The organism is Bacillus xiamenensis (genome assembly GCF_000300535.1).
Taxonomy (GTDB): Bacteria; Bacillota; Bacilli; order Bacillales; family Bacillaceae; genus Bacillus; species Bacillus xiamenensis.
In genome coordinates, this window is record NZ_AMSH01000014.1 from 46323 (window position 1) to 62382 (window position 16060).

A 16060-nucleotide genomic window follows, 5' to 3' on the forward strand; every position below is an offset into this window, starting at 1 on the left:
CTTTAGTTTACTAATGTAGTAGATAATTAAAGTACCAACGTATGTTACCATACAAAATTTACTTCGTCAAATGGCGTATGTCCTATATAAAAAGCTCTGCCGTCTGGCAGAGCTTCAGTCTTTATTTCTTTGCTTCAAATCGTTCTACAAATGTCGCTATTGATCTCACCATCACGCCTGTTGCTCCTGTTGGCCCAAAGCATGAAGGTTTTTCTGTCGTGGCTGTTCCTGCAATATCTAAGTGAACCCAAGGGGTGTCTTCAGCGAATTCCCCAATGAATGCACCTGCCATGATCGCATGACCATCACGGCCTGGTGAGTTATTGAGGTCAGCCATTTTGCTGTTTCGCACTCGCTTTTTATCTTTTTCAGTGATTGGCAGCTGCCAAATCATTTCACCACATTCTTCTGATGCTTCTTTAAACTGTCCATACAGTTCATCATTATTGGTCATCACGCCTGTTATCTCATTCCCAAGTGCTACAATGACACCGCCTGTTAATGTCGCCACGTCCACAAGTACAGAGGCACCATGCTGTTTCGCATATGTCACACCATCTGCTAAAACAAGACGTCCTTCTGCATCCGTGTTGAGCACTTCGATTGTTTTACCGCTCAATGACACAATCACATCATCTGGCTTCATGGCGTCTGCTGAAATCATATTATCTGTTGACGCAATAACAGCAATCACATTTTGCTCTGGACGAAGTTCACCGATAATTTCCATTGCGCCTAAAACAGAAGCTGATCCGCCCATATCTGTTTTCATGCCGACCATACTTGCTCTTGGCTTTAATGAATATCCGCCTGTATCATACGTAATGCCTTTCCCAACAAGCCCAATGACGTCTGTCCATTCTTCCTTGCCTTGATATTTCAATACAATCAGCTTTGGTGGTTCCGTTGAGCCTCTATTGACGGCTAAAATACCACCCATCCCGAGCTCTTCCATTTGTTCTTTATCTAAAATTTCAATCTCGAATTCATATTTATAAGCAAGCTCTGCCGCATAGGAAGCAAGGTCAGAGGACGTGAGCATGTTCGGCGGCATATTCACAAGGGTACGAGCCGAATTGACGGATTGTCCGTAGACTTCGCCTACTTTCAGACTAGCCTGAATTTCAGCCGTATCATGATCTGTCGTAGCATAGACAAACTCGATAAAGCGATCGGGTTCATTCGTTTTATGTTTAAAATCTTGTAATTCATATGTAGCTAAGAGACAGCTTTCAGAAAGGGCATGGGCTGCATCTTGAACAGGCAGATCCTTTCCTATGAACGTATCAAGCAAGACCGAAACCGCTTGCTTTTTATCTTGATGAAGCTTTTTAAATAAATGTGCAAAGACTTCTTTTGCCTCTTCAAACGTGTAATCTGATTCCTTCCCAAGACCGACAAAATAAATGCGTTTAATGCCTGTTTCAGGGGATGGGAAAAATTTCGAAAGCTGATTTCGTTTGGAAGAAATATCGCCTTCTTTTAATAATTCAGTGATTCTTCCTCCATGTAATTCATCCATTTCTTTTGCTTTTCCTGATAATTGGCTCTTTTGAAAAAGTCCGATGGCCAGTGTATCTTTATGTTGCAACTCATTTGTTGAGAAAAACATTATCACACGCTCCTTCAATGAACTCCATATTTCACATTGGAACTTCCATTATATCAAAATTTGCGTACCTATACGATCATTGCCAGCCTGTCTTCTCTTCATGAACATTTATATTTTGACTCACGGAAGGGCATGATGAAAACGTGACGGCCTTCGATAGCCGCCTGTTCATGTTCTCCTCGTTCTCCACTTCTACTTTCTTTAATGTTATAATAAACATGGACTTGGCAACAGTTCTTACTGCCATCATTTTTTATCTTACTAGGGTTAACACTTCATTTTTTCACACGATTTTTCTTAAAGAGAGGATGTTTCTTGTTCATGAGCGTACTGACGAATTTTCCGCTGCTTGCCAGTCTTGCAGCCATCTTTTTTGCACAATTTGTAAAAGTACCTATTCAATTTATCATTTCTAGACGCCTAGATTGGTCGCTCATCACAAGCACAGGCGGAATGCCAAGTTCACACTCCGCAGCAGTAACAGCACTCTCAACAGCAGTTGCTTTAGAGCACGGGCTAGGAACATCTATTTTTGCCATTTCCGCCATCTTTGCCATTATTACAATGTTTGATGCGACAGGTGTTCGCAGACAGGCAGGAGAACAGGCAACTGTCCTAAACAAACTGGTCACGGATTTTAACCGGTTTGTTGCCGAGGCAAAGAACTTCCCAAATGCGGAAGAAAAAGAGAAGCAAAAGAAATTGAAAGAGCTTCTTGGGCATAAGCCGATTGAGGTTTTCTTCGGTGGCTTAACTGGAATCTTGCTCACACTCATCTTAGACTATTACTTCATGTAGAAGCGAAAAAGCTTTGGACCTTTTGAGATCCAAAGCTTTTTTATTCTTTATTGGCTTGAAACTGCTGCCGGAACACTTGCATCGATTCTGCTTCATTCAGCTGATTTAAGTCTTTTTCCGTTAGCCTTCCTTCTCCCTTTTTAATCACATACACGTCCAGCACTTTTTTACCCCATTCTCTATACACATCATCAACCGTTTCATAATATAAATCCAGTTTATGACCTTTAATCGCTTTACCGGTATCTGCGACCACTCCATAGCCATAGTTTGGGATAAACAGGACAGTTCCAATCGGAAAGACAGATGGGTCCGCTGCCACGGTTGAATATAAATCACGTTTTACTTTGACGCCTGAATATGTAATGCCATATGCATGGTGTTCCTTCGTCTTACCTGTTGATTCTACACCCGCTGTATAGCCTGTGGCGACAACCTTTTGCTTCGGATAATCATTCCAATTAAATGCTTCTTCGAGAGACACCGCTCGCAAGTCGTCACTTTTAACCGCCATCGTTTGCCTTTTTGGATGTTGAAAAAAAGAAGATACTTGCTTGCCCGCATTGGTCTTTTTCACCCATGCTGCTAAGTCGCTTGCTTCTACGCCAGATATGCCCGTAAAGCTCGTCATCAAAGCAAGCATAAATAGGGCTGTCATGAACAATCGTTTCATCCATGTTTTCATTTCTATTTGTCACTCCTCTACCCATCTATTTGTTTCCTAACAAAATGGAATCTATGCAAAGGAGAAACAAAAAAACCCACTTGCGTGTAAACAAGTGAGTTAAAACATTTGATAGCCTCTTTTTCGAAGTGCCTTGATGACAAAGCCTGAGGCAATGGCACCAATTAAACCGCTTAATAAAATGATGATATCTGCCGCAGCGAGTGAGACAATGCGGTCTCCTATCCCTGAAAAAGCGATACCTGGTTCTCTTATATAAGCGATCATCTTTTGATTATTGATAATGAAAAGGCATACAATTGGATATAAAATCGCCATAATCCATGACATTCTCAGTAGCATATTCAGCAAAAATCCAATGCCGAAGAATAACACGAAAAATAAAATAACTGAAATGATAACGACTGGTAAACTGATCACTTCATCTCCACCCCCAAATATCCCATCATTAGTTTAACTTGGAAAGAGAGATGAAGTCAATCAATGGAAAAAGCAGTGAGATTAATGCTGCTTTCCTGTCCCCTTACATTCCTCACATGTTTCTGATCCACCGAGCAATAACTGAAAATATCCTTTACCTGAACAATATTGACAGGTTGCTTTTTTTTCTTTTGCTTGTGCATTCATATTGCCCACTCCTTAATCTAAATTTTCTGATAATTCATCATAACATATTTTCTGTCCAGTACCAAGTGAGAAAATATTCCGTATAACATAAAAAACGTGTATCACGAAGATACACGTTTTCGTCTATTGGTGTTTAGAAGAACTTGAACTTTCCTTTTTTCAGAACAAGTCCAGGTCCGCCAACCATGAATAAAGAACGGTTGTCGATGATTTTCTTCATTGCAGAAGCTTTTGTTCCTTGAAGTTTTTTACCAAACGCAACACCTACAGCGTCGTGTTCACCAAGAGAAGCAACTGTTCCTTTGATGTCTGGCTTAAAGCTTTCAAGCGTACCGCCTTTTATTAGTGCTGCAAGGTTTTTCGCTACTGTCTCACCTTGCTGCATTGCAATTTGTGCAGTTGGTGGGTATGGACGGTTAATTTCTTCATTGATGATTAATGAACAGTCACCAATGATGAACACATCCTCATTTTCTGGTACACGAAGATCTGGAGATACTTTTACGCGGCCGCGCATGTTTTCAAAACCAGCTTCTTCAACGATTGGGTTACCACGTACACCTGCAGCCCAAACAACTGTTGCTGCTTTGATTTCTTCTGTATCATCGTCTTTTCCAACAATGATGCCTTCAGGCGTACATTCTTTGATTGCTGTACCGATTTTGAACTCAACACCTTTACCTTGAAGGTAGTTCATTGCATAATCAATTAATTCCGGATCAAACCCTGGAAGAGCTGTTGGTGCAGCTTCTACACAGATAATACGCACTTCTTTTTGATCAATATCATACTCTTTGCAAAGCTCAGGCACACGGTTACCAAGCTCACCAAGGAACTCAATACCTGTAAAGCCCGCACCGCCAACAACGATGGTTAGACGCTCTGGACGCTTTTCAGCTTCATTATTGTACGTCGCAAATTGAAGCTCAATGTGCTCACGAAGCTGCCGAGCAGAGTTGATGTTAGAGATTGAGAATGCATGTTCTTTCAGTCCTGCAATACCAAATGTTTCAGGAACAGCACCAAGCGCTACAACAAGATAGTCATAAGAAAGTTCCCCATCTGATGTCACAACTTTCTTTGCTTCCTTATCAATGCTCTCAACTGTCGCTTGAACAAAATTGACACGGGAACTGTTAATCACATCTTTGATTTGATAACGACAACGGTCATGATGAAGTGTACCTGCACTTGCTTCATGTAGCCATGTTGTTTCGTAATGATAATTATGCTTGTTCACAAGAGTAATGTCCGCATCATTTGTGCCAAGCTGCTTTGTTAATCTTGTTACAGTCATTAATCCGCCATAACCTGCACCTAATACAACGATTTTCGGTTTATTCACTGGAATCACATCCACCTTTTTTAAATTTGCTGTAAAACGGATGAAGAATTACATATCGTTATTCTCAACCGCTTTGCGGCATTTTATGAAATTTAAACAAAAAAATAAGTATGTGAAAATCTGAACTTTCACCTACAAAAAACGAAAGCATTTGACCGTATCCGACAAAAATTCATAAAAAATTAATAATTAGTTCCCTAAACAATAATAGCGAGTTCTGCTCCTTTTTTCAAGGCTTTAAACTGAAAATCCTTATGATAAACGGTCTTTCTCACTTTTTTCTCTTTTTCATAGCACCGACATCAAAAAACGACAAGTTTTTCAAAACAAGTCAAACGACGATATGTGGTATGATATGATATAGTGATAACAATTTTCATTTGGGAGGATTAAGGAATGCAAGAAGATTCTAAGGTATATGACATTACCGTTATCGGGGGCGGCCCAGTTGGATTGTTTACTGCGTTTTACGGAGGCATGAGACAGGCAAGTGTGAAAATCATTGAAAGCCTTCCTCAGCTTGGCGGTCAACTATCTGCTCTTTACCCTGAAAAATACATTTATGATGTGGCTGGTTTCCCAAAAATCCGCGCACAAGAATTAGTTGATAATTTAAAGGAACAAATGGATAAATTTGATCAAACCATTTGCTTAGAGCAAGCAGTGGAAACGGTTGAAAAACAAGCAGACGGTATCTTCAAACTCGTCACAAATCAAGAGGTTCATTATTCTAAAACGATCATCATTACAGCTGGTAACGGTGCATTCCAACCGAGAAAGCTTGAACTTGACGCAGCAGAATCATTTGAAGGAAGCAACCTGCATTACTTCATCAATGATTTGAACCAATTTGCTGGCAGACGTGTCGCTGTTCTTGGCGGCGGAGACTCTGCGGTGGACTGGGCACTGATGCTTGAGCCAATCGCAAAAGAAGTATCCATCATTCACCGCCGTGACAAATTCCGTGCACATGAGCACAGTGTAGAAAACTTGCACAACTCGAAAGTCAATGTGCTGACACCATTTGTCCCAACTGAGCTCATCGGTGAAGACCGCATTGAACAAATTGTGCTTGAAGAAGTCAAAGGTGATAAAAAACAAGTGCTTGATGTGGACGATGTGATCGTTAACTTTGGTTTTGTTTCCTCCCTTGGACCAATCAAACAATGGGGTCTTGAAATCGAAAAGAACTCTATCGTGGTCAAATCCACAATGGAAACAAACATCGAAGGCTTCTATGCGGCAGGAGACATTTGTACGTATGAAGGAAAAGTCAAATTGATCGCAAGCGGATTTGGTGAAGCACCAACTGCTGTGAACAACGCAAAAGCGTACATGGACCCGAAAGCCCGTGTACAGCCACTTCATTCCACAAGCTTATTTGAAAACAAATAAGAACGGATCAAAAAAAGGAGTTCCATCTGCGGAACTCCTTTTTTGTTTATTTAAAAATCCCAATATAAGCATTCGCCATTCCAAGTACCATTGCAGCAAGCAACACCACAACAATCCCCGCCACAACCAAAATCACCCGATCCTTCACACGTTCCTTTTTCGGAAGCGGCTTGTCTATCCCACAAGATGGACACGTTTTTGAACGATACGGAATCAGTTCATGACAGTTCCTGCAATTGATTTGTTCACTCAAACCTCAGCAACCTCTTTTCTGATGACAGTTTATGTTTGGTTCTCATGATACTCTTTTCGAGTGGAAATAGCCAGATGTGAGGACAAGCTGTAACAAAATTGAGCGATTTATCAATTGTTTAAGAAGGAATTTAATCAATGAAGGTTTGATCTGTTCAACCGATATAGAAAGTAGAAGATCATAATGAAGGATAGGTGGAAAGATGATAAAGCGTTTCATGATTAGTTTGAGCTTGTTACTGATGATTGGCGGCTCAATTGAACTGTTTGCAAAAGGCTTTAACAAACGTGATGCTGAATTCGCTGCAGGATTGAATATTGATTATGATCAATTAGAACCTTTTTTAAAACATGTGTCCACTTCGATTTTGGATTCTGGTTTGGGTGATCAAGAAATGAAACAGATACATACTGTAGTGAAAAACATGCAAAAAGACAATCAAACGAAGGAAATTGGTACGTTTGAAGTGGTATATCGCGGAGAACCAGCAAAGATTCGAGTTGAGGCGGAAGTCCATGTGGAAGATGTCAATAAAGAGGTCGAGATTTATTTATCTAGTACAAATGAATTGGTTTATATCCTCGATAAAGAGCTTCTAAAAATAGAAGAAGAAATATGAGAAGAAGACGCTGGATGAGCGTCTCTTTTTTATTTTTTCCATCTTCAACATCACATGCTATCATATTGCAAAAACGAATTTCTATTCATTGATCCCTTTCTATTGACCCTCACGTAACGTCATACTTTATCGTGAATATCACAAGGAGATGTGTTGAATATGAAAGTAAAAGAAGTCGCTGAATTGTTTGATATTAGTATTCGTACGCTTCATCATTACGATCAAATTGGTTTGTTGACCCCAAAAGAAGTCACGGATGCTGGTTACCGGCTCTATTCAGAAGAAAACCTTGAAACACTACAGCAAATATTATTTTTCAGAGAACTGGGATTTAACTTAAAGGAAATAAAAAAAATCATAAACAATCCGTCATTTGATAAACATGAAGCATTTATCTTACAACGAAAAATGTTGATGGAGAAACGAAATAAGCTTGATAAAATGATTGAAAATATTGATAAGACATTAAAACATATAACGGGAGAAATTCACCTGACAAATAAAGAGAGGTTTGAGGGAATGAACATGAAATTCAATGAATATGAAGAAGAAGCTCGCTATCGCTGGGGGAATGATTCCATTGATAACGTGAACTTCAAATTAAGTCGATTGTCCACAGAGGAACAACATGATTTATCTGGGAGATGGGATAGGATTTTTCATAACCTAGCGTCCCTGCGCAATCGCACTCCTCAATCCAAAGAGGTACAAGCCGCCATCAAAGAATGGTATGACTTTTTAAATGATAACTTCAGTCAATACTCCCTGAAGTCATTTTATGGATTAGGTCAACTCTATATTCAAGATGAACGTTTCACAAAAAATATAGATCAATATGGCGAGGGCTTGGCTTCATTCATGAGTGAAGCGATGAAAGTCTTTGCTGTTCAACAGAAAAGAGGTCACATCAATGAACATTATGATTGAGGATACAATCGACCAATACGAAAAGTTGTTTTCGTTGAAAGAAAATAAAGAACATTTTTTTCGATACAACATGATGAAACCTTTTGAAAAGATGTGGAATATGATAAATGTTCCGTTAAAAGCTAAACAGCCCAATGGCTATGATGTCATCTTAGCAACCAATATGCTTGGCTACCTTGATGTATCAGATTCACAAACTGGGAGAAAGGCATTACAAAAACTACAAGAAATCCAAGCTCTCCAAACGGCAAATACCGCCTTGAATCAATGTAGGAATTTTATTAAAAAACATAACCTCCATATAAATGCTGATGAATTGAGATTGGGTCTATATATAGCTGATCCGAAAAAACTTGAACAACAAAAAGGGTATTGTGGCTTTGGAGGAATTCCAGGATTTATCCAAGTATCAATTTATCCAAACTCTTATAACATCCCACGTATCCCTGCTCTCATAGCACATGAATTCCATCATAATATTCGCTTTTCATATTTTGAATGGGATTACGGAAACGTGACAGTTGGAGATTATTTAATTATAGAAGGATTAGCTGAATCATTTGCAAAAGAACTTTATGGTGAACGCATGTTAGGACCTTGGGTCACTTCATTTGATAAACAGGACTTAGAATATTCAAAAGAAGTGATGAAAGACGCTTTATACACCAAAGGGTTTGCCGAGGTCAGTAGTTATATGTTTGGTGATACCATAGCAAAAGAACAAGGCTATAAGCCTGTCGGATTATCCCCTTTTGCAGGATATGCAGTAGGCTATCAAGCTGTACAATCTTTCATGAAATTGAATAATCTAGGGATTGCAGAAGCGACATTATTGAACACAGATGACATCATTAGAAATTGTGGACTCTTTTCTAAATAACTGTTTAATGATGAGAAGGAATTACAATGCGGATGCGGCTCTTCTTTCCGAATATCGAGAAATACAGGTACGCCGGAAGATTGTTAAAAGAGAACACCTAATTATTATAAAACCAGTTAAGCTCCGCGAATTTGATTCGTGGAGCTTTTTGTTGTTCAAAAAAGACGCCAAATATATTTGGCGTCTTAACAGATTTTTTCATAATCATAAATTTTACGTATTCCTTGTTTTAAAGCTATTAATAAACGTCTCCCCATCCTGTTCTGTCTTAACTATTAGTTTGGCACTTTCACTAATGCGCTGCGCAAGTGCTTTTTGGGCTTTTCCTTTAAAGCTATATAAAAGAGCTGAATATACTTCATTTAGTTCTGTCTGTAGTGTACTCATTTCCATTTTTGTTTTAAGATTCTTTTGCACAACTTGTAGTTTAGAGTTTGTTGTTTGTGTCATATCAACCTTTAACATTTGAAGTTGCATTTTCTTACGAATTGGGTCATCTTTATGCTCTAACAGGTCATTTAATGTTTGCATGATTTGTACCTCCTATAATCTTAACCATTTAGCCAGCATTTGATCTTTTTTCTCGAAATCATTTGCAATTTTATCTAAGAACCCGCCTATTTCTTCAAGATCTGAGATTGCTAATTTTATTGAATCTATGAATGATTGTTCGGCATATATATCGTAAAAAATAGGACCCTTATCAAAAGATTGGTACAGATCTTCTATTGTATTAGAAACATCTTGAGCGTTAAGTTGATCATATAATCCACTCCCGACTTGACCCAAAAATTCAGTCTGAAGTTCAGACACTTTTTCATCGTGTTCTTGATAGGCGTTTTGGGCTTCTTTTTTTATTTTTCTCAGTTCTTGAATCATTGTTTCAATCTTTTCTGCCAGTTTTTTTGCGCTTTTAGGGTTTACTTTTATTTCCTCTCCTCCACCAATTACACCAGCGGGCAACATGGCGTCCAGATTTTTATCATATACTAGTTTTTTGCCATCTATATTTTTAACTTGACCATTATCATCGAAAATAAAATTAGCTTCATTTAGTCCATGTGTATCTGGATTTTGTAAAATAACAGTACTTATAAAATAGGCAAGATTTTTCTCAATTTGGTCTCCTAATGAACCATTCAACCTTTGATTTCGATTGAATCTCGACAAGGAAGGCTCTTTTGTGTATATTGTAGTCCCATTATGACGTTCATACTCATTCCAATAACCAGCACCGACCATATCATCAGGATTGATGATAGACCTTACGTATGGATCGTACAATCCATCGTTTATTTCTTTTTGTTTTTCACTTGTGTGTAGTTTAACGATTGAAGGGCTGTTAAATGCGACAGCATAAATATCATTATTTACCGCACTGTACTCAGCTTCTGCACCACCTAAAGAATGACCAGTTGTCGAAACAATGGTCGATGTTCCATTATATTTCCTTTTAATCTCCTTCACGAGCTGATCTGCTTGATCGATTTGAGATGTTTTAGTAATCAGTTTATAATTTCCTGAAGTGAGTATTGCATCTTGTGAAGGAGTTCCATTATACTTTCCTAGTGTTTTAGATGTATCTTTTGTATCTTTTTTAACGATGTAGTGAGACTCCTTTTTTGGATCACTTCCCAGAACAATGTTACTACCATCAGCTTTTACACCATCGGTGATTGGGTCTTTTCCAAGATCTGTTCCAGCAAAAGATACGACAACATTTTCTGGATTCTTCGACTTAATCCACTTACCATTTTCCGACTTTTTCGCTTGTGATAATACAACTGCATCCAAACCAGTATCTACGTCAGTCTTTATTTTCTCAACGTACCAATAAGTTGAATTTGTTTTGGAAGAATTAATTCGAAAATATTCGTTATTCTGTAATTTTCGCTTAAGATAATTATAATTATAGGCTCTTTGACTCAATCTAAAATATGTTTCATCTGTAAGGCTAGAAGTACTAATTTGTTTACTCAATATTTGCAGCACCTTTCATGTCATGTAAATATAGAAGGGAAAGGGATGATCTTTTGAAAAAAAACCTTATTATTCTATTATTGTTAATTATAACTTTTGGAGGACTGATTATGAAGCATCAATATGATGTCAATAAAGAAGAAAATGAAATTTTTGAAAAAGCAAAAAGTAAAATGACGGAATACCTTAAAAGTGAATACAAAGGTATTCAGGAAATTTCTTATTACGATGACTATTTTATTGATCCAACTGGAGGAGTGACTGTGGAGGGTTATCTTAATGGCGATAAAACAAAAAAATTTGATGGTCTATATGATCCTGTTAATGATAAAATAGGAAGCTCTTCTGTTGATGCAGAAGAAAAGTTCTAAAATGATTCACACGAAGCACTAATTCTCAATTGAGTGTATGTTGGGTAAATTAAACTCAAACTTCTTATTACATAACTCGCAAGAATAATATTACCTAATATATTTAGAATGGCAAAGTTGTAGTAATGAAAAATAGACATCTATTTAAAACAACAAAAAACCTCCACGAATAGCTCATTTATTCGTGGAGGTTCATCATATTAGACGCTCTTTCTTAACACTCCTCCGGCGTACCGGTATTCGTCGCCGTTCTAAAAGAAGAACCACACCCACATGATGCAATGGCGTTCGGATTGTCAATCGTGAAACCGCCGCCCATTAGTGATTGTTTGAAATCAATGATGGTGCCGTTCATGATATCAAGGCTTTCGGAGTCGACAAGGACCTTGATGCCGTGCTGTTCGAACTGCGTGTCTTTCTCTGAAACTTCATGGTCAAAGCCCATGCCGTATGAAAGTCCGCTGCAGCCGCCGCCTTTTACGCCCACTCGAAGGAACGCATTTTCTTCTTCATGTTCTTTCATCATATCTTTAATCTGCAATGCAGCAGCTTCTGTAATCGTTACTGGTGTACTCATGATCATCCCTCCTTTTGACTGGATGTTTCTTTTCAATTATAAACGTGATGATGCCTTTTCTCAAATAAATGGTTTAGAGATAAAATGTGCCGTCACAAATCGTTTCAGCAGGCCCTGTCATCAGCACATGGTCATTGTCTTTCCAGCGAATGATCAGGTCTCCGCCTGCTAGATGAACCGTCATGTCCGTCTCTTTTTTCGCATGTCCATTCACAATCGTTGATACAGCCGCAGCGCACGCTCCCGTTCCGCAGGCTTGCGTAATCCCTGAACCTCTTTCCCACACGCGAAAATGCAGTTCCGTTTCACTGACGCGTTCAACAAATTCTACATTGACGCCTTCTGGAAACATGTCATGCTTTTCAATGATGGGTCCAAGTGATTCAAGCGGCGCCTGTTCAATGTCTTCTAAATAGAAGACGATATGGGGATTCCCCATTGAAACAGCTGTTCCATTTAAGGTCGTCGTGCCAAAATCAAGCGGTTCATTAATCGTTGTACTGGCCGGTTCACCAAGCATCGGCATCGCTTCTTTTTCAAAACGAGGTTTACCCATATCTACTGTCACTAACTGAACGTGACCATCCTGCACATGAACAGTGGCTTCAACGAGTCCTGACAATGTCTCAATTTGGAACGTCGTGTCTGTCACCATCTGATGCTCATACACATATTTCGCCACGCAGCGAAGCCCGTTGCCACAGTTTTTCCCCTCTGATCCATCATTGTTGAAAATACGCATCTTCACAGGTGCAACCTCTGATGGGCAAATGAGGATCATTCCGTCAGAACCGATTCCTGTATAAACAGAAGAAACGCGGGTCGCTATCTCTGACAGTTGCTCCTCTGGAAGCTGTTCCTTCATCTGATTGACGTATATATAATTATTTCCTAGTCCGTGCATTTTCGTGAATTGAAATGATGTCATGAGCGTCCTCCAAAAATGTTGTTTCTTTATAGTATAAAAGGAGTCGATTCAGGAGACAATCTTATCATCCCCCGTTTTTCATACATAGAAGCTCTTTGCTGCCATGGCAAAGGGCTTTTATTATGCATATGCCTCTTTTTCTCTCGTGTGATGCTTCATTTTGATGATATTTTATTAGCATAACATATTGAATGCGCTTTCTACATTTTCTCCTGAAAAATGGAAACTGAATATATGAAAAAAAATGCACCTCATGACCTATGTGGTGCATTTAAAACATGTCGTTTTCCTCTATAAAAGCATAAATACGCTCGACTAGCTGCTCTGCATTTTCTCCTGAAACAAATTCTCCATTCACAAGCGCAAATGGGGAGTCCATGCATTTGCCGCAGTAGCTTAAACAGCCGTATTCCATGACATCTAGGTTTGGGTCTTTTTCAAGCTTCTCTTTTGCTTCTTGAGACCCTTGTGCAAGATTACTTACACAAAATTCGATCAGTGGAAACACTGTGCTTCACCTCACATTTGCCTTACCATCCTACCGAAATTCCTTCTATTAGTCAAAACATGAGCATCAAATAAATCGTTACGCCTATTCCTCGTAAAATGTTTTACTATTTAGGACTAACTAATGAATATGTAGGTTATTTTGAAACAATTATTGTGGTTTCACAGTAAATTCGATATAATTTTATTTGGTATTTTAACTTAAAGTTTTTTAGTATAAGTGTTTTTCAATGTCTAGGGGGAAAAGGAGAATCGTCATGAAAAATTTAGTCTTGATCGGCGGAGGTTACGGGAATATGCGGGTTCTCCACCGCTTATTGCCAAATCAATTACCTGATGATGTCACTATCACATTAATTGATCGAAATCCTTACCACTGTTTAAAAACAGAATATTATGCACTTGCTGCTGGAACGATCTCTGATCATCACATTCGAGTATCTTTTCCAGAGCATCCGAAGCTGGATATTCAATACGGGGAAGTAGAAAAAATTGATCTTGAAAACAAACAGATCTTATTCAGCGACCGAGAACCTATTTCATATGATGATACGGTGATTGGACTCGGCTGTGAGGACAAGTATCATAATGTCCCAGGTGCGAAAGAGCATACATACAGCATTCAAACCATTGATCAGTCAAGGCTTGCGTATAACAAATTAAACAATTTAAGTGCTGGCGCAACGGTTGGTATTGTCGGTGCTGGACTAAGCGGGGTAGAGCTAGCCAGTGAACTGCGAGAAAGCCGATCTGATTTAAACATTATTCTTTTTGACCGAGGAGAGCTGATTCTATCAAGCTTCCCAAAAAGATTAAGTTTATATGTACAAAAATGGTTTGAAGAAAATGATGTGAAGATCATTAACTGTGCCAATATTACGAAGGTTGAAGAAGGGGTTGTTTACAACCATGACGATGCGATTGAAGCAGATGCCATTGTGTGGACAGCAGGAATTCAGCCAAGTAAAGTGGTTCGAGATATGGATGTTGAAAAAGACGCACAAGGCCGTGTCGTCTTAACTCCTCATCACAATCTCCCTGGAGATGAGCATGTATATGTCGTAGGTGACTGCGCAAGCTTGCCGCACGCCCCAAGTGCACAGCTAGCCGAGGCACAGGCAGAACAAATTGTTCAATCCCTGCAAAAACGCTGGAAAAACGAGCCGCTTCCTGAGGCTTACCCGCAGTTTAAGCTAAAAGGGGTACTCGGCTCTTTAGGAAAAAAAGCTGGCTTTGGCTTAGTAGCAGATCGTCCGCTTGTTGGCCGTGTTCCACGACTCTTAAAATCCGGGCTTCTTTGGATGTACAAACATCATAATGGCTAAACTTTTGTGAATTTTTTCTCAAAGCTCCTTCCAAGCGAAGGAGCTTTTTCTATGAAACGGCATATGCCGGTCGATGGGTTCTTTTGATCGGAGCAAGAGCAAGAATACAGTCTTTACGAAAAGTTCTCATGGTCTTCTTCGATAAACAATACGCTTGTATGAGCTGGTCCGTTTGACGGTGTACAATGATTTTTCGTTTCGTGCATTCTCCGTTTTTTTTCATATAAATCATATCAATTGGTATTTGCTGATGAAGAGATTGGTTCAGTAAATAATTCATGATGCTCACGCTCCTTTCATTTTATTATAAACGAACAAGCGTTCTTTTTTCAACACAAAAAGGAACGTTTGTTCTATTTATTTTCTCAAAAAAAGAACAGCTTATTCACTGCTCTCTTTGTACCCGTATTTCTCCATTTCTTGATAAATGTCTTTTAATTTCGGATTGCCTTCTCCAACAATTTGATCCTCCACTAGGACAAGCGGATAAAAGAATTCATCATCAAGAATTCGTTCAGACCATTCTTTTTGGCGTTCATTTTCTGGCGGGTGCTCAATATCAATATATGTGATGCGAAACGGCTGATTCGGATATTTTCGTTTTAATGCTGCATCTAACCACTCAAATGTCTCTTTTGACGAAGGCATATTTACGCAGCTAGCGCACAGTACATCTCTTCCATATACATAAAGATCAACGGTTTGTTTCATTTGACAAGCCCCCTATTCTTTCTTTATTTTAGCTGATTTTTCTGTATGAAAAAAGTCAAAATCACTTTTTGTTTCAAGATGAGATTGTGCTATAATGAGAAGGAAACTTTGAAACCAATCAATAGATTTTTATCGTCCAGATGAATATAATGGTGATATGTTGTGAAAGGAGCGATTATATCTAATGACTGAAGTCGAAATGAAAGACCAAGTACAGGAAGTACTGGACAAACTTCGTCCATTTCTATTACGTGATGGTGGAGACTGTGAGCTTGTAGACATTGAAGATGGCATTGTGAAATTACGTCTTCTTGGTGCATGCGGCAGCTGCCCAAGTTCAACCATTACATTAAAAGCCGGTATTGAGCGCGCATTATTAGAAGAAGTACCTGGCGTTGTAGAAGTTGAACAGGTTTTCTAATTTATATATGACATGAAAACGACCCGATTTGGGTCGTTTCAGATTGTTGACAAAGGGCTAAAATGATATTTATTTTAGAAATTTGTTTTATTTTATGAG

Annotated in this window: 20 protein-coding genes and 1 pseudogene; 8 read left to right on the plus strand and 13 right to left on the minus strand. The window is 38.8% G+C overall.

Features of this window, described 5'->3' with window-relative positions; genetic code table 11:
• Positions 1 to 121 precede the first annotated feature (121 nt).
• Entirely contained in the window at positions 122 to 1612 is a 1491-nt protein-coding gene (locus BA1_RS07195; RefSeq protein WP_008357229.1) for a leucyl aminopeptidase, read from the minus strand.
• Between the two features lie 321 nt (positions 1613 to 1933).
• Between BA1_RS07195 and BA1_RS07200 the strand changes: the two genes are divergently transcribed.
• Positions 1934 to 2410: a divergent PAP2 family protein gene (locus tag BA1_RS07200; RefSeq protein WP_008346791.1), complete on the plus strand. Its 477-nt coding sequence runs from the start codon at positions 1934 to 1936 to the stop codon at positions 2408 to 2410.
• Positions 2411 to 2450: 40 nt separating this feature from the next.
• Here BA1_RS07200 and BA1_RS07205 read toward each other — a convergent pair whose 3' ends face one another.
• From BA1_RS07205 to BA1_RS07215, 4 genes are all read right to left on the minus strand, one after another.
• On the minus strand, positions 2451 to 3095 hold the full coding sequence (locus BA1_RS07205) for a 3D domain-containing protein (RefSeq protein WP_008357232.1): 645 nt from the start codon (positions 3093 to 3095) through the stop codon (positions 2451 to 2453).
• 99 nt (positions 3096 to 3194) lie between these two features.
• On the minus strand, positions 3195 to 3515 hold the full coding sequence (locus BA1_RS07210; RefSeq protein ID WP_008357234.1) for a YuiB family protein: 321 nt from the start codon (positions 3513 to 3515) through the stop codon (positions 3195 to 3197).
• An 81-nt stretch (positions 3516 to 3596) separates the two neighbouring features.
• Entirely contained in the window at positions 3597 to 3722 is a 126-nt protein-coding gene (locus tag BA1_RS19170) for a YuiA family protein (RefSeq protein WP_008357236.1), read from the minus strand.
• A 133-nt stretch (positions 3723 to 3855) separates the two neighbouring features.
• Positions 3856 to 5073, minus strand: a complete 1218-nt coding sequence (locus BA1_RS07215; protein WP_162130799.1) for an NAD(P)/FAD-dependent oxidoreductase — start codon at positions 5071 to 5073, stop codon at positions 3856 to 3858.
• A gap of 390 nt (positions 5074 to 5463) precedes the next feature.
• Between BA1_RS07215 and yumC the strand changes: the two genes are divergently transcribed.
• Positions 5464 to 6462, plus strand: coding sequence for a ferredoxin--NADP reductase 2 (yumC, locus tag BA1_RS07220; RefSeq protein WP_008357239.1), 999 nt, complete (start codon positions 5464 to 5466; stop codon positions 6460 to 6462).
• Between the two features lie 46 nt (positions 6463 to 6508).
• On the opposite strand, the gene BA1_RS07225 is transcribed toward yumC, so the two are convergent.
• On the minus strand, positions 6509 to 6715 hold the full coding sequence (locus BA1_RS07225; RefSeq protein WP_008346803.1) for a hypothetical protein: 207 nt from the start codon (positions 6713 to 6715) through the stop codon (positions 6509 to 6511).
• Between the two features lie 202 nt (positions 6716 to 6917).
• Between BA1_RS07225 and BA1_RS07230 the strand changes: the two genes are divergently transcribed.
• The 3 genes from BA1_RS07230 to BA1_RS07240 all read left to right on the plus strand — a co-directional run bounded on the left by BA1_RS07230 (position 6918) and on the right by BA1_RS07240 (position 9141).
• Complete coding sequence (locus BA1_RS07230) at positions 6918 to 7334, plus strand: hypothetical protein (protein ID WP_008357241.1); 417 nt, start codon at positions 6918 to 6920, stop codon at positions 7332 to 7334.
• A gap of 159 nt (positions 7335 to 7493) precedes the next feature.
• Positions 7494 to 8261 carry a MerR family transcriptional regulator gene (locus tag BA1_RS07235; protein WP_008357244.1) on the plus strand — a complete coding sequence of 256 codons (768 nt, stop codon included), beginning with the start codon at positions 7494 to 7496 and terminating at the stop codon, positions 8259 to 8261.
• Complete coding sequence (locus tag BA1_RS07240; protein WP_008357246.1) at positions 8245 to 9141, plus strand: DUF2268 domain-containing putative Zn-dependent protease; 897 nt, start codon at positions 8245 to 8247, stop codon at positions 9139 to 9141. The genes BA1_RS07235 and BA1_RS07240 overlap by 17 nt, the downstream gene beginning before the upstream one ends.
• Before the next feature lie 213 nt (positions 9142 to 9354).
• On the opposite strand, the gene BA1_RS07245 is transcribed toward BA1_RS07240, so the two are convergent.
• Both BA1_RS07245 and BA1_RS07250 read right to left on the minus strand, forming a co-directional pair.
• Entirely contained in the window at positions 9355 to 9672 is a 318-nt protein-coding gene (locus tag BA1_RS07245; RefSeq protein ID WP_008357248.1) for a hypothetical protein, read from the minus strand.
• A 12-nt stretch (positions 9673 to 9684) separates the two neighbouring features.
• Complete coding sequence (locus BA1_RS07250; protein WP_008357250.1) at positions 9685 to 11121, minus strand: lipase; 1437 nt, start codon at positions 11119 to 11121, stop codon at positions 9685 to 9687.
• Between the two features lie 53 nt (positions 11122 to 11174).
• Here BA1_RS07250 and BA1_RS07255 point away from each other — a divergent pair, with 53 nt between their 5' ends.
• Entirely contained in the window at positions 11175 to 11492 is a 318-nt protein-coding gene (locus BA1_RS07255) for a DUF1433 domain-containing protein (protein WP_034738671.1), read from the plus strand.
• 214 nt (positions 11493 to 11706) lie between these two features.
• Here BA1_RS07255 and erpA read toward each other — a convergent pair whose 3' ends face one another.
• The 3 genes from erpA to BA1_RS07270 form a co-directional block, all read right to left on the minus strand.
• On the minus strand, positions 11707 to 12069 hold the full coding sequence (gene erpA / locus BA1_RS07260) for an iron-sulfur cluster insertion protein ErpA (RefSeq protein WP_008357254.1): 363 nt from the start codon (positions 12067 to 12069) through the stop codon (positions 11707 to 11709).
• Between the two features lie 73 nt (positions 12070 to 12142).
• Positions 12143 to 12997 carry a diaminopimelate epimerase gene (gene dapF / locus BA1_RS07265; protein ID WP_008357255.1) on the minus strand — a complete coding sequence of 285 codons (855 nt, stop codon included), beginning with the start codon at positions 12995 to 12997 and terminating at the stop codon, positions 12143 to 12145.
• Between the two features lie 271 nt (positions 12998 to 13268).
• On the minus strand, positions 13269 to 13505 hold the full coding sequence (locus BA1_RS07270; RefSeq protein ID WP_008346813.1) for a YuzB family protein: 237 nt from the start codon (positions 13503 to 13505) through the stop codon (positions 13269 to 13271).
• A gap of 256 nt (positions 13506 to 13761) precedes the next feature.
• Here BA1_RS07270 and BA1_RS07275 point away from each other — a divergent pair, with 256 nt between their 5' ends.
• Positions 13762 to 14829: an NAD(P)/FAD-dependent oxidoreductase gene (locus tag BA1_RS07275; protein ID WP_008357258.1), complete on the plus strand. Its 1068-nt coding sequence runs from the start codon at positions 13762 to 13764 to the stop codon at positions 14827 to 14829.
• A 49-nt stretch (positions 14830 to 14878) separates the two neighbouring features.
• Here BA1_RS07275 and BA1_RS07280 read toward each other — a convergent pair whose 3' ends face one another.
• Both BA1_RS07280 and BA1_RS07285 read right to left on the minus strand, forming a co-directional pair.
• Positions 14879 to 15109, minus strand: a complete 231-nt coding sequence (locus BA1_RS07280; protein WP_008357259.1) for a WYL domain-containing protein — start codon at positions 15107 to 15109, stop codon at positions 14879 to 14881.
• A gap of 101 nt (positions 15110 to 15210) precedes the next feature.
• The gene (locus tag BA1_RS07285) at positions 15211 to 15540 is read right to left on the minus strand and encodes a YuzD family protein (protein WP_008357260.1); all 330 of its coding nucleotides are present in this window, start codon (positions 15538 to 15540) and stop codon (positions 15211 to 15213) included.
• 121 nt (positions 15541 to 15661) lie between these two features.
• On the opposite strand from BA1_RS07285, the pseudogene BA1_RS07290 reads away from it, so the two are divergent.
• A pseudogene (locus BA1_RS07290) lies at positions 15662 to 15961 on the plus strand (NifU family protein).
• Positions 15962 to 16060: the final 99 nt, after the last annotated feature.